Origin of the sequence: Rhodococcoides kroppenstedtii, from assembly GCF_900111805.1 — a bacterium.
In the GTDB taxonomy this organism is placed as follows: domain Bacteria; phylum Actinomycetota; class Actinomycetes; order Mycobacteriales; family Mycobacteriaceae; genus Rhodococcoides; species Rhodococcoides kroppenstedtii.
In genome coordinates this window covers 35,932-49,250 of sequence record NZ_FOJN01000003.1, presented here as the reverse complement: position 1 = coordinate 49,250, position 13,319 = coordinate 35,932, and the positions used below count along the sequence as shown (strand labels likewise).

Here is a 13,319-nt window from a genome sequence, read left to right as displayed (position 1 = left end):
GCGGTGAGGACGGGGCCGGCTCAAGTACTGCCCGCCGCGCCGCCCCCGCCCCCGGCGCCCCCGCCGGACACCGTGGCGGACGACGAGCTCGCTCCGAACGTCGCGGTGAACGCGGCCCAGTTCACCACCGACGGATCGACGGCGAGCGGCAGTCCGGCGGGCGCGGTGAACGCCCGCAGTTCCGGGCCCGACTCGAGCCGCTTCCGGTACGCCGAACCGAGACCCAGAGCGACGATGTCGGGCAGCGCCGCGTCGAGGTCGACGGCCGTGTCGTCCTTCTTTGCCGCCGCCTTCAGGCCGTCCCGGTACGCCTCCCACGGCCGGGCGGCGTCGAGGCCGGCGGCGGTCAGGCCCGGGTAGGCCACCGTCATGATCAGGCCGGTCACGAGCAACAACCCGCCCGGAATCGCCGCGACCAGCATGATCGGTGCCCCGGCCGCGGCGACCACCGCCGCGCCCACCATGACCGCGCCGCCGAGCAAGGCGAGTCCACCGAACGCCCAGCGCACCGGTCCGGTTCCGTGGGCACGCCACCCCCGCGCGTCCAACTCGGCTTCGACCACCCGACCGATCGAGCGGGTGTTCGACGCGACCTTCGTCAGCGCTGCGTGGTCGACGACGCCGTCCACGGCGTGCTCGGCCAGCCGGCCCCACACGGCGCGGGGCACCTCTCCCCGGGCCTTGCTCTCGTCCAGGAGTCGGACGCGGATCGTCGGCTTCCCGTGCTTCTTCCCGTCGGGTTCGAAGGCGACGGCGTCGTCGGCGGCGAGCGCCAGCACGGTGGCCGACGTGGCGCTCGCCTGGTTGCTGCGGTGCACCAGGGCCGTCGCCACCGCCGGGTCGGTGTGGTGGTCCGGTCGGTACGTCGTCGGCGAGTCGGGGGGCAGACTCGGCCGTGGCCGACGACGGTAGAGCGAGAACGCCGCGACGGCGCCGACCAGCACGACGATCAGTCCGGTCCAGGGGAGCCACGTCGACCCCGGCCCGTCGGCGAACCGATCCAGCGCGGTGACCGGCGGCCCGTTCACGATGGACGACTGCAGCCGGTCGAGTCCGGCGTTCAGGCTGCCCGCCACGTCTCCGTCCTTCAGCGGCGGGATCAGGGCGTCCTCGACGATGGCCTCCTGCTCGTCCGACGGGACGTTGCCGTCGTCGAACCGGGACCCCACGAAGATGCCGGCGCGAGCCTCGTCGGTGGTGCCGGGCTCGCGGTTGACCAGGATCGCACCGGCGACGTCCTGGTCGACGCCGGTGGCCGCGACCCAGGTCTGCTGGAGCGCTTCCACCTGGTCGAGAGTGTCGTCGGGATCGGCGTCGAGTTCGCGCACGTAGACGACGACGTCGGCGCCCGTTTCCGCCCGCAGTGACTCGAGCCGTCGGTCGAGGGCGTCCGTTTCCGCGCCGTCGAGCGAGAACTCCGTCAGGTCGTAGACGCGCTCACCGGCGACGAGCCCGTCGAAGCGAGCGTCCGCCGAGGACGACGTCGAACATCCGGTGAGCCCCAGAACCACCCCGAGGGCAACGATCGCAACGACGAGCCGGGTGCGGGTCATGCCGTCATGATAAGCAGACCGCGCGGTGCGCCCGGGCAAGCGGAAAGGCCCCGCACCGGCATCCCGGCGCAGGGCCTTTCCTTCGTGTCTCAACCACGAGTCGGGGTGGCGGGATTCGAACCCACGACCTCTTCGTCCCGAACGAAGCGCGCTACCAAGCTGCGCCACACCCCGTGATCACCACCCTCGCGGGCAGCCGCATCACTCTAACGCACGACCGCCTCGGAACGCGAAACGCCCACCTCGGGCGCACTTTCCCGTGCGCGACCGCTCGGCACGAGCGTGAGCAGGGTGGCCTCGGGGCGGCAGCAGAACCGGTAGGGGGCGTACGGCGAGGTGCCCAGGCCGGCCGACACGTGCAGACGGGTGTGCGCGCCCCACCGCGACGGACCCTTCACCCGCGATCGGTCGAGTCCGCAGTTGGTCACCAGCGCACCGTAGAACGGCAGGCACAGCTGCCCCCCGTGCGTGTGCCCGGCCAGAACCAGGTCGTACCCGTCCGCGGCGAAGCGATCGAGCACGCGGGGTTCGGGGGAGTGGGTCAGTCCGATGCTGACGTCCGCCACCGGGTTGGGGTTGCCCGCGATCGTGTCGTACCGGTCGCGCTGGAGATGGGGGTCGTCGACGCCGGCGGTGGCGATCCGCACGCCGGACACCTCGAGTTCACGACGGACGTGGGTCACGTCGAGCCACCCGCGCTCGGTGAACGCGGCGCGCAGGTCCTGCCACGGCAGCGCGTCGCCGAACACGCGGGTGTGGTTCTTCCGGAAGTACTTCAGGGGGTTCTTGGGCACCGGTGCGAAATAGTCGTTGGAGCCGAAGACGAACAGGCCGGGCCGACCGAGCAGACCGCCCAGGGACTGCACCACCGCCGGAACCGACTTCCGGTGGGACAGGTTGTCCCCGGTGTTCACCACCAGATCGGGCTCGAGACGGTCGAGCTCTCGCAGCCAGGTCTGCTTGAGCTTCTGGTTCGGCATCATGTGCAGGTCGCTGATGTGGAGCACCCGCAGCGAGGGCTTGCCGGGCGCCAGGACGGGGAGGGTCGCCTCCCGCAGCGTGAAGGCGTTGCGCTCCACGGCCGTCGCGTACGTCAGTCCCGCGGCCGCACTGCCGACCGCGAGGGCGGCGACGCCGGCGGGGGTGGACAGAACCTCACGGGCCGCGCGAGCGGACGAGGCAGCACCGACGGACGCGGCGGAGGCCGGACGAGAAGGGAACGCGGATTTGCCGGACACCTCGTCGAGGATACCGTTTCGAGCATGGCCGAGAACTCTGACATCGAAAAGCGCCTGCGCGCGGACCTCACCACGTCGATGAAGGCGAAGGACGCGCTGCGGACCGCCACGCTGCGCATGCTGCTGTCGGCGATCGGCGCCGAGAAGGTCGCCGGCAAGGAAGCACGCGAGTTGACCGACGACGACGTGCTGCGGGTGCTGGCCAAGGAATCGAAGAAGCGCGGCGAGTCCGCCGAGATCTACACCCAGAACGGGCGCGGCGAACTTGCCGCGACGGAGCGCGCCGAGGCACAGATCATCGACGAGTACCTGCCGACCCCGCTCAACGACGCGGAACTCGCGGACGTCGCCGACACCGCCATCGCGCAGGTCGCCGAGGAGCTCGGCGAGCGGCCGGGCATGCGGCAGATGGGCCAGGTCATGAAGGCCGCCACCGCCATTGCCGCGGGCAAGGCCGACGGCTCACGGCTCTCCGCCGCGGTGCGCGCCCGCCTCTGACGCGAGCCCGGAGGCCGAGCCCCGGCCGGACCCTACCGCGGGGGTGCGGTGAGGCCGGGGATCGGCGGGATGGTCACGTCCGGCGGCAACGACGGCAGCGTGAGGCCGGGCGCGGGCCGGGCCGGCGACGGACGCACGGAGCCGTCCGACACGTACAGCGTGATCGTCGAGCCGGGGATCGCCGAACCGGACGGCGACGTGCTGACCACCGTGCCTCGTCGTTCCGACGATGCAGTGGTGGCGATGGACACGCGGAAGCCGGCGGCCTGCACCTGCGACTGTGCCGACCCCTGGTTCAGTCCCACCACGTCCGGAACCTGGCCGTTGGCCGACCCGCGGACGAACTTCTGATCGACCGGGGGAAGCGAGACGTCGCCGAACTTGGTGGCCACGGGATCCATGGCGTCGAACCAGGTGCGGGCGGGCTCGTTACCGCCGAACAGGTTGCCCGATCCGCACGGGCGCAGCGGGAACGAGCAGATCTCGCTGGGCGTCGGCGAGTCGCCGTAGGTGTAGGCGGCCGCCGCGTAGCGGTTGGTGAAGCCGAGGAAGCCCGAGGACCGGTGGGACTCCGTGGTCCCCGTCTTGCCGCCCATCGGCAGCGTCCATCCGACGGACGCGGCCGCGGACGCGGAGGTCCCGCCCGGCTGGTCGTCCTTGCTCATCGCGTTGGCCAGGGTGTTCGCCAACCCGGGCTCGACCACCTGCTCACAGGCCTGATGCGTCACCGGGATTTGCTTGCCGCTGCGATCGAAGACGCTGTCGATCGGGTTCGGCGGGCACCACTTGCCCCCGGAGGCGATGGTGGCGGCCACGTTGGACAGCTCCAACGGGTTGACGTACGTGGGGCCGAGGGTGAAGGAGCCCAGGTTGGCCTCCTTCTGGTAGTCGGCGAGGCTCTGGTCCGTCCCCTGGCCGGCGGTGCCCGGCAGGGTGTAGGACCGCAGTCCGAGGCGGACGGCCATGTCGACGGTCGGGGTGACGCCGACCGATTCGATCAGTTTCACGAACGCGGTGTTGGGGGACTGGGCGAGGGCGTCGGTCACCGAGAGGGCCGCCGGGTAGGTGCCGGCGTTGGTGACGCAGTAGGTCGAGGGCGGGCAGCCGCGTGCACCGCCGTCACCGAGGCCCTTGACCTCGACGCGGCTGGGGACCTGGAGAACGGCCGACGTGCCGAGTCCCTTCTCCATGGCCGCGGCGGTCGTGAAGATCTTGAAGATCGATCCGGCACCGCTGCCGACCAGCGAATACGGCTGCGGCTGCACCGTCTCGTTGGCGTCGCCGTTCAGCCCGTAGCGCCGCGACGAGCCCATCGCGAGGATGCGGTGATCGTCCTGGCCCGGCGCGATCACGTTCATCACCGTCGCGACGCCGTCGAGGTTGGGATTGCTGTTCCCGGTCAGCGCGGCGGACGTGCTGGCCTGCACCTCGGGGTCGAGCGTGGTGCGGATGAGGTACCCGCCCTTGTCCACCTGCTCCTTGCTGATGCCGGCGTCGGCGAGGTACTGGAGGGCGTAGTCGCAGAAGAACCCGCGATCGCCGGCCGCGATGCATCCGCGCGGAAGCTGATTCGGCTCCGGCAGGACACCGAGCGGCTCGGCTTTCGCGGCCTCGATCTCCGCGGCGCGCTCGGGGATGTTCTGGATCATCGTGTCGAGCACGGTGTTGCGACGGTCCATGACGCCGTCGTAGTTCGTGTACGGGTTCAACGCGGAACTCGACTGGACCATGCCGGCCAACATGGCGGCCTGGGTGAGCGTGAGGTCGGCCGCGTCCACCCCGAAGTAGGTCCGGGCCGCGTCCTGGATGCCGTACGACGAGTTACCGAACGGCACCAGGTTGAGGTAGCGGGTGAGGATCTCGTCCTTGGTCAGTCGCTTGTCCAGCGTGAGCGCCATGCGGATCTCACGGATCTTGCGAGCGGGAGTCGTCTCGATCGCCGCCCGGCGTTCCGCGTCGGTCTTGGCGACGACGAGCAACTGGTAGTTCTTCACGTACTGCTGATCGAGCGTCGACGCGCCCTGCTCTACCTGACCACTGGTGGTGTTCGTGAGGAACGCGCGGACGGTGCCCTGCCAGTCGACGCCGTCGTGCTCGGCAAAGCGACGATCCTCGATGGAGACGATGGCGAGCTTCATCTCGTTGGAGATGCGATCGCTCGGCACCTCGAATCGGCGCTGCTCGTACAGCCAGGCGATGGGGTTGCCCGCGGCGTCGACCATGGTCGACACCGCCGGAACCGTGCCCTCGACCAACTCGGCGGAGACGTTGTCCACGGTGTCGGCCGCGCGGTTCGAGGCGTAGCCGAACCCACCGGCGAGCGGAAACATCACTCCGGCGAGCAAGGCACCCGCGAGGGCGCTGCACCCGGCGAGCTTGGCGACTGTTCTGGCGATCGACACGCTGAACAGAGTACGGGTCGCCGGGCCGCGGGCCGGTGGTCTCGGCGGCAGCCCGCCCGCGTCGACCCCGTGACCTGGGCTTACGTCGCAGTCCGCACGCCCGTACCAGAAATCTGACCGCCCACCTTGCTTCGCTGCTGGGCTGTCGCTTACATTGATCAGGCCGTTGTGATTCAGCTAACAATCACTCCGGTTAGTGGGGTAGCGCTCGGGTGGGTGTGCAGCAGGTGGCGCATCACGGCAGCGGTACCGGACACCGGCTGGTCCCGGTGTTCTCGGACGGTGAAGGGATCTTCGAATGCACGCAGGAACGTCGAACTCCGCGCTCGACATCGGAGAGGCCGAAGCGCGCATCGCGTGGGTCTCGCAGGCGCGGTGCCGGGGTGTGGACCCCGACCAGCTCTTCGTTCGCGGTGCGGCGCAGCGCAAGGCCGCCACCATCTGCCGTCACTGCCCCGTCCTGATGCAGTGCGGAGCCGACGCTCTGGACAACCGGGTCGAGTTCGGTGTCTGGGGCGGCATGACCGAGCGTCAGCGGCGCGCTCTGATCAAGCAGCACCCCGACGTCGAGTCGTGGGCCGAATTCTTCGAGGCGCAGCGTCAGCACCAGTCGGCGGTCTGACTCCGCATCCGACGCACGCTTGTCCTGTCCCACCGCGATGTCCGAATTGCGGTGGGACAGTTCACTATCGGCCACCATGTTGCGGGTCCGCCGGAGCATGAATTCTCGGTGAACGGACGACGGACGGGTGGGGCCGGTATCGCCGTCCCGCCGCGACGGTGTCGTCCGATCCGTCCCGTTTCGTCGTCACGCGGTCTCGTGCTCTCGCCCGCCGGTCCGTCCCGTTCGCCCGATCCTCGTCGGTCCGCCGAGCGGGATCACCTCGCCGCCTCCCGCCGCCTCGTGGCCCCGTCACCTGCGGTGATGCCCTGTCGACGCCGTCGCCCGCCACTCGACGCGCCGCCGACAGCCCGCCCGCTCCATCGCCCGCGGACCGCTCGTTCCGGTCCCGTGTCCCCGGTCCGTCCCGCCGCCGTTCCGTCGCCCGGCGGACACCTCGCCGTCGATTGACACGTGCCCCGGCCCCACCGAGACTTCCGTCGGCACAGCGACTTTCGACCACCTCACCTCTGACGAGACGGTCTGTTTCGCCGTGCCCGGAGCTCGACGGCTCCGCATTAGTCGGCCCGACACCCGGGCTCGACCTCGACGCGGCAAAGGACTGGCATGAAGCTCAACAGGATGGCGGCGGTCGCCGCCATGACGATCGTGGCTCTGGGCGGGGCGTCGGCCACCGCGTATGCGAACCCGACGGCACCCGAGGTGCACTGGAACGCGGTGGCCGCCGGCACCGGCGTCGTGGTGACGACGGACTCGGGCACCCTGAGCACCGAGAACAACCACCTCGTGGTGCGCGACGCCGCCGGTGTCGTCGTCGACTCCGTTCCGCTCGGACTGGCGCTGGACGGCGTGGTCCACCCCGTCTCCGCGCAGGTGGACGGCAACACCGCCACCCTCGCCGTCGACGCCGCGGCGCCGACCACCCCGGTCTACGACCTCCCCGGCACCGTGCCGGTCGACCTCCCGGCCGCCGTCGCCGGCGTCAAGGACAACATCGCGCTCAGCGCCTCGGTGGGCGGATTCCTCGGTGCCGCCAGCGGTCTGGTCGGCGGCTGCCTCCTCGGCGCCACCGCGGCCGGCGTCGTGTCGGCACCCGTGGCGCTCCTCTTCGGAGCGGGCCCGCTCGCCGGCTGCATCGGCGGCGCGGTGCTGCTCGGCTCGGGCGCGTCCCTGGCGGGCACGGCAATCGGCGGTCTCGGTGCGGTCGCGGGCAACGCTCAGCAGTTCGTGACGCTGCTGCAGGCGCCGCCGGCTCCGAAGAAGTAGGCATCGTGCGAGCGCGTCACGTCGCTGCGTCGGCCCTCGTGCTCGCCGGTCTCGTGGTCGGCGGCGGAGGCATCGCCTCCGCTGCCGACCCGGTGCCCGTCGGCGGCGGGTCCCCCGTGGTGGTCGCCGACCGATCCATCTGCACGGTGACGGTCGTGGGAACGGACGACGCGGGCCGGAGCGTCGGACTCACCGCGGGCCACTGCGGTGATCCCGGCGACGCGGTGACGCCGGAGTTCGAGCGGGATCGCGTGATCGGACACATCGTGCGGGTCCTGCCCGACTACGACACCGCCGCGCCTACCTCGGCGTGCCCTGCGTCGGCCCGGCGGTGGTCACCACCATGGAGTCGATCGTGCGCGAGGTCACTCGGACCGGCGCGGGCGCAGGATTCCGGCCGGTCGCGATCAGGCCGTTCCGGTGAGCTGATCGCCCACGGCGCGCAGGGCGGTCAGGTCCGAGACCTCGAACGGCAACGACGGCACACCCACCACCGGCACCCGCGGATGGGCCGCGGTGAAGCGGCGCAGCAAGGCCAGTTCGCGGGTGGCCGTGCGGGCCCGATCGGCATGCACGCGCAGGATCCCGGCAGCGAGCTCGTCGTCGGGATCGCCGGAGCCGGAGACCGTGTCCGCCGCGCTCGACGCGTGGTCCGGGGACAGCGAGCTCAGCGTCGGGTGCGTTCGGTTGAGCACCAGGCCGGCCAGGGGCATCCCGTCGGCGCTGAGGCGGTCGACGAAGAACGACGCCTCTCGCAGGGCATCCGGCTCGGCCGCCGCCACCACCACGAAATGGGTGCCCTCGTGGCGGAGCAGCTCGTACGTGTGGCGTGCGCGTTCGCGGAAGCCACCGAACATCGAGTCGAGCGACTGCACGAACGCCGAAGCGTCCGACAGCATCTGAGAGCCGACGATGGACGAGACGCCCCGCATCGCCAGCCCGACGGCGCCGGTGACGACGCGGCCGATACCCCGCCCGGGGGCCATCAGCAGTTTGATCATGCGGCCGTCGAGGAACGAGCCGAGCCGCTGAGGTGCGTCGAGGAAATCCAGGGCGTTACGGGACGGCGGGGTGTCGACCACCACCAGGTCCCACTCGCCGTCGGCGGCCAACTGCCCCAACTTCTCCATCGCCATGTACTCCTGCGTGCCGGAGAACGACGACGCCACGGTTTGGTAGAAGGAATTGTTCAGGATCTGCTGGGCCTTCTCCGGCGTCGAGTGTTCGATCACCATCTCGTCGAACGTGCGCCGCATGTTCAGCATCATCGCGTGCAGTTCGCCCGTGGCCTCGGGGCCCAGCGCGACGGGCTGCGGGCTGTTGTCGAGCTCGCCCACCCCGAGTGCCTGTGCGAGCCGTCGGGCCGGATCGATCGTGAGCACCACCACCTTTCGGCCGCTTTCGGCGGCGCGCAGGGCCATCGACGCGGCCGTCGTCGTCTTGCCGACGCCGCCGGAACCGCAGCACACCACGATGCGCGATGCGGGGTTCTCGAGAATGGACGCGACGTCGAGAGTGGGCACGGTGGCCATCAGCGGACTCCCTGTTCGGTCAAGTGAGCAGCCAGTTCGTACAGACCGCCGAGATCCATCCCGTCGGGCAGCGTGGGCAGCACCAGCCGCGCCGCCGGCAGCGTCTCGAGCCGGCGCGCGCTCTCCCGCTGCGTGCGCACGGTCGCGGCGTGCTCGATGGATTCGGTCAGCAATCCGGCGAAGTCGTCCTCGGACAACGTGATTCCCGCCCCGGCGAGCACGCGCTGCACCGCGGCGGAATCGATGACACCGTCGGCGGCTTCGTCCAACACCGCGTCCGGCAGGTACGACGCGGTACTCCGGTTGACCACGACGGTGCCCAGCCGTAGGTCGGCCGCGGCGAGTTCGGCTGCGGCGTCGGCGGTTTCCTGCACGGGCAGGGCCTCGAGCAGCGTCACCAGGTGCACCACGGTCTGCTCGGAGTGCAGCAGGCGCACCACGCCTTCGCTCTGCGACCGCACCGGCCCGCTCTTCGCCAGATCCCGCATGGCCGTGGTGACGTCGAGAAAGCTGCCGATCCGGCCCGTCGGGGGCGAGTCGACCACGATCTCGTCGTAGAGCGGGCGACCGTCCTTGCTCGTCGCGACCGCGCGCTCCTTCACCTTGCCGGTGAGCAGCACGTCGCGAAGCCCCGGCGCGATCGTCGTGGCGAACTCGATCGCCCCGACTCGCCGCATCGCACGCCCCGCGAAACCGAGGTTGTAGAACATGTCGAGGTACTCGAGGAACGCGGTCTCGATGTCGACGGCCAGGGCGTACACCTCGCCGCCGCCCTCCGCGGACGCGACCTTGGTGTCGACGGGCGGCAGCGGCGGGACATCGAAGAGTTGCGCGATGCCCTGGCGGCCCTCCACCTCGACCAGCAGGACCTTCCGGCCGCCCGCGGCGAGAGCGAGGGCCAACGCGGCCGCGACGGTCGACTTCCCGGTGCCACCCTTGCCGGAGACGAAGTGCAGACGCGCCCGCGCCGCCTCGGGTGGCCAGCCGGTGGACTCGTGCGTCGCCGGGTTCTCGGGAATGTCGGGCTTGTCGGACACAGCGCCGAGCCTATAGAAAGTCCGGTTGGCGAGGGTCTTTCACGGGTCTTCGCTAGGGTTTGCACCCATGAGCGCATCGACGACGTGGGAATACCTCACTGCACCTCTGCTGATCCACAACACCAAGACCATCCTCGACAACTTCGGATCCCAGGGCTGGGAACTGGTCACGGTGACCCCCGGGCCCACCGGCGAGCAGCTCGTGGCCTACTTCAAGCGTCCCGTCGGCTGATGATCCGCGAGCGCCTGGCCGAGCTCGGCCTGACCCTGCCGCCGGTCGTGCCGCCGGTGGCGTCCTACGTCCCGGCCGTGCGCAGCGGCAACCACGTCTTCACGTCCGGGCAGCTGCCGATAGTGGACGGCGCTCTCCACGCGACGGGCAAGGTCGGCGCCGAGGTCGATCCCGAGGTCGCGACGGAGGCCGCCCGACTCTGCGCGTTGAACGCGCTTGCCGCGATCGACGCGCTGGTCGGTCTCGAGTCGATCACCCGCGTGGTCAAGGTGGTCGGATTCGTCGCCTCCGCACCGGGTTTCACCGGACAACCCGGCGTGATCAACGGCGCCTCCCACCTGCTCGGTGACGTCTTCGGCGACGCCGGTGTCCACGCCCGATCCGCGGTCGGTGTCGCCGAACTGCCGCTCGGCGCCCCCGTCGAGGTGGAGTTGATCGTCGAGGTGCGGACCTAGCCGCCCTGCTCGGTGAGCCGCGCGGTCACCTGCGCCAGGACGCGCTGCAGGTGCAGGCCGCGGTGCACCGAGCACTCGTGCGGCACTCCGAGCCGCACCGACGCCAGGAACTCCTCAAGCAACACCGCGTAGCACCGGTCCGGCGGGGTGGTGCGCTCCTGCAGCTCCACCAGCCCGTCGGGCCCGCTCGCGGACACACGCAGCACGGACGGCCGCACGGGCGTTCGCATGGACAGCGTCACCTGGCTCACCCGGCCGTCGTGGTCGAGCGTGATCGCCCACGTGTCGGAGTCGACGTCACGACGCGCGAAGGGCACGTCGGTGACCGGGCCCAGCACGGCCTCCACCAGATCGACGACGTGCGGACCGACATCCATCAGCGCGCCGCCGTCGTGACGCCAGGTCGAGCCGGCGTACTCACCGCCCAGCAACGCCCCGGACAGCCACGTCGCGGTGACGCCGGCCGTGCGTTGCGCGCCGGCCGAGCGAAGGAACGAACGCGTCTCCTCGGCGAAGCGACGCGTCAGCGTCACCATCGAGCCCACGCCGGCCCGCTCCACGGCCGCCGCCAGCCGCTCGGCATCGTCGACCGTCCCGGCGATCGGCTTGTCCAGCAACACGTGTCGGCCCGCCTCCGCCGCCCGCACCGCCAGGTCCGCCTGGACCTCGGGCGGCACGGCGAACGCCACTGCGTCGACCGAGTCGATGAGCGCGTCGACCGAGTCGACGATCGGCACCCCCGGTGCCACCTCCGCCGCGGCCTCCGGGCGGCGCGCCCAGATGCCGACGAAGTCGACGCCGTCGTGTGCCGTGAGGGCGGGAACGGCGGCCTGGCGCGCCCAAGGGCCGGCGCCGACGAGTCCGATACGCACGGTTCTCTCCTCGTTCTTCTCGAGCTGCACCCCGACTGTGCCGATCCGGGGTGTGGTTGGGTGGGATCATGGCCGGTCTCGCGCATCCCGCCTACGGGCAACTCCGCCGGGTGACACCCACGGCGTCGGTCCTGCTGGCGAACAACCCCGGCAAGATGACCCTCGACGGGACGAACACCTGGATTCTGCGCGCACCGGGCGAGGACCGGTGCGTGGTGGTCGATCCGGGACCGCGCAGCCGCGCCCACGTCGACGCCGTCGCCGCGTGCGGACCCGTCGCCCTCGTGCTCGTCACCCACCGCCACCACGATCACACCGGCGGCATCGCCCGGCTGCACCGCCTGACTCGCGCGCCCGTACGCGCCGTGACCTCCACCTACCTTCGCGGCGACGCCGCACCGCTCGAAGACGGCGAGGTGATCACCGCGGCCGGACTGGACCTCACCGTCGTCGCCACGCCCGGTCACACCGCCGACTCGGTGAGCTTCCTGTTGCCCGACGCCGTCCTCACCGGTGACACCGTGCTGGGCAGCGGGACCTCGGTGCTCGACGGGAAGGACGGGAGCCTCGGCGACTATCTCGCCTCCCTCGACCGGCTCGAACAACTGGGGGAGGGGCGAGCCGTCCTGCCCGGCCATGGACCCGACCATCCCGACACCGCCGTGCTCGCTCGCGCCTACCGCGCGCACCGCGAACAGCGGTTGGACCAGGTACGTGGGGCCCTGGACGTCCTCGGTGCGGACGCGTCGGCACGGGCCGTGGTACGCCACGTCTACGCGGACGTCGACAAGCGGCTGTGGCCGGCGGCCCGGATGTCGGTCAAGGCGCAGCTGGAGTACCTGCGCAGCTGACCGCTGTCGTCATCGGGCGCGACTGTCGGGCGCGACGCGCTGCGACTATCGGGCGCGACGCGCTGCGACTATCGGGCGCGACGCGCCAGGCGCTCGGAGTCGGAGATCAGAACGCTCTTGCCCTCGAGGCGTAACCAACCCCGGTGTGCGAAGTCGGCCAGCGCCTTGTTGACGGTCTCGCGGGAGGCGCCGACGAGCTGCGCGATCTCCTCCTGCGTGAGGTCGTGCACCACGCGCAGGGAGCCGGCCTCCTGGGTGCCGAAACGCTGCGCGAGCTGCAGCAGTGCCTTGGCGACGCGACCGGGCACGTCGGTGAAGATCAGGTCGGCGAGGCTGTTGTTGGTGCGACGGAGGCGACGTGCGAGCACGCGGAGCAACTGCTCGGCGATCTCCGGACGCTGATCGATCCAGGCCTTCAGAGCGTCGCGGTCCATGCTCACGGCGCGGACCTCGGTGACCGTGGTGGCGGTGGACGTGCGCGGGCCCGGATCGAAGATGGACAGCTCGCCGAACATGTCGGACGGTCCCATGATCGTCAGGAGGTTCTCGCGGCCGTCCGGGGAGCGGCGGCCGAGCTTCACCTTGCCGCTCACGATGATGTAGAGGCGGTCCCCGGGCTCGCCCTCGTTGAAGACCACGTGTCCACGCGGAAAGTCGACGGGCTGCAGCTGCTTCGTGAGCGCCGACACCGCCGACGGCTCGACCCCTTGGAAGATGCCGGCCCGTGCCAGAACCTCGTCCACGTGTGCTCCTTGCCGATC

The 13,319-nt window shown here is 70.8% G+C and carries 13 protein-coding genes and 1 tRNA gene; 6 read left to right on the top strand and 8 right to left on the bottom strand.

The window, feature by feature from the left end:
- Positions 1-20 precede the first annotated feature (20 nt).
- The 3 genes from BMZ18_RS04395 to BMZ18_RS04385 form a co-directional block, all read right to left on the bottom strand.
- The gene (locus tag BMZ18_RS04395; RefSeq protein ID WP_074921802.1) at positions 21-1,553 is read right to left on the bottom strand and encodes a DUF2207 family protein; all 1,533 of its coding nucleotides are present in this window, start codon (positions 1,551-1,553) and stop codon (positions 21-23) included.
- Between the two features lie 100 nt (positions 1,554-1,653).
- A tRNA-Pro gene (locus BMZ18_RS04390) sits at positions 1,654-1,727 on the bottom strand.
- Positions 1,728-1,759: 32 nt separating this feature from the next.
- A complete protein-coding gene (locus BMZ18_RS04385) occupies positions 1,760-2,704 on the bottom strand; it encodes a metallophosphoesterase (RefSeq protein ID WP_206028075.1) in 945 nt (314 codons plus the stop codon).
- A 111-nt stretch (positions 2,705-2,815) separates the two neighbouring features.
- On the opposite strand from BMZ18_RS04385, the gene BMZ18_RS04380 reads away from it, so the two are divergent.
- The gene (locus tag BMZ18_RS04380) at positions 2,816-3,289 is read left to right on the top strand and encodes a GatB/YqeY domain-containing protein (RefSeq protein WP_074921800.1); all 474 of its coding nucleotides are present in this window, start codon (positions 2,816-2,818) and stop codon (positions 3,287-3,289) included.
- Positions 3,290-3,321: 32 nt separating this feature from the next.
- On the opposite strand, the gene BMZ18_RS04375 is transcribed toward BMZ18_RS04380, so the two are convergent.
- A complete protein-coding gene (locus BMZ18_RS04375; protein ID WP_269465601.1) occupies positions 3,322-5,691 on the bottom strand; it encodes a penicillin-binding protein in 2,370 nt (789 codons plus the stop codon).
- A gap of 298 nt (positions 5,692-5,989) precedes the next feature.
- On the opposite strand from BMZ18_RS04375, the gene BMZ18_RS04370 reads away from it, so the two are divergent.
- Entirely contained in the window at positions 5,990-6,313 is a 324-nt protein-coding gene (locus BMZ18_RS04370) for a WhiB family transcriptional regulator (RefSeq protein ID WP_068104015.1), read from the top strand.
- A gap of 606 nt (positions 6,314-6,919) precedes the next feature.
- Positions 6,920-7,579, top strand: a complete 660-nt coding sequence (locus BMZ18_RS04365; protein ID WP_068363130.1) for a DUF8020 domain-containing protein — start codon at positions 6,920-6,922, stop codon at positions 7,577-7,579.
- A 407-nt stretch (positions 7,580-7,986) separates the two neighbouring features.
- On the opposite strand, the gene bagB is transcribed toward BMZ18_RS04365, so the two are convergent.
- Together bagB and bagA are read right to left on the bottom strand one after the other, a co-directional pair.
- Positions 7,987-9,111: an ATPase BagB gene (gene bagB / locus BMZ18_RS04355; RefSeq protein WP_068363125.1), complete on the bottom strand. Its 1,125-nt coding sequence runs from the start codon at positions 9,109-9,111 to the stop codon at positions 7,987-7,989.
- Positions 9,111-10,148, bottom strand: coding sequence for an ATPase BagA (bagA, locus tag BMZ18_RS04350; protein WP_371828482.1), 1,038 nt, complete (start codon positions 10,146-10,148; stop codon positions 9,111-9,113). Before bagA ends, bagB begins: the two co-directional genes overlap by 1 nt.
- A 67-nt stretch (positions 10,149-10,215) precedes the next feature.
- Here bagA and sp36 point away from each other — a divergent pair, with 67 nt between their 5' ends.
- Complete coding sequence (sp36, locus tag BMZ18_RS19610) at positions 10,216-10,380, top strand: Sp36 family protein (protein ID WP_167323208.1); 165 nt, start codon at positions 10,216-10,218, stop codon at positions 10,378-10,380.
- Entirely contained in the window at positions 10,380-10,835 is a 456-nt protein-coding gene (locus BMZ18_RS04345) for a RidA family protein (protein WP_068363123.1), read from the top strand. The genes sp36 and BMZ18_RS04345 overlap by 1 nt, the downstream gene beginning before the upstream one ends.
- Here BMZ18_RS04345 and BMZ18_RS04340 read toward each other — a convergent pair.
- Positions 10,832-11,707, bottom strand: coding sequence for a Gfo/Idh/MocA family protein (locus BMZ18_RS04340; protein WP_068363143.1), 876 nt, complete (start codon positions 11,705-11,707; stop codon positions 10,832-10,834). The genes BMZ18_RS04345 and BMZ18_RS04340 overlap by 4 nt on opposite strands.
- 68 nt (positions 11,708-11,775) lie before the next feature.
- Between BMZ18_RS04340 and BMZ18_RS04335 the strand changes: the two genes are divergently transcribed.
- A complete protein-coding gene (locus BMZ18_RS04335; protein WP_068104005.1) occupies positions 11,776-12,558 on the top strand; it encodes an MBL fold metallo-hydrolase in 783 nt (260 codons plus the stop codon).
- A 68-nt stretch (positions 12,559-12,626) separates the two neighbouring features.
- On the opposite strand, the gene BMZ18_RS04330 is transcribed toward BMZ18_RS04335, so the two are convergent.
- Positions 12,627-13,301 carry a Crp/Fnr family transcriptional regulator gene (locus BMZ18_RS04330; protein WP_027506688.1) on the bottom strand — a complete coding sequence of 225 codons (675 nt, stop codon included), beginning with the start codon at positions 13,299-13,301 and terminating at the stop codon, positions 12,627-12,629.
- Positions 13,302-13,319: the final 18 nt, after the last annotated feature.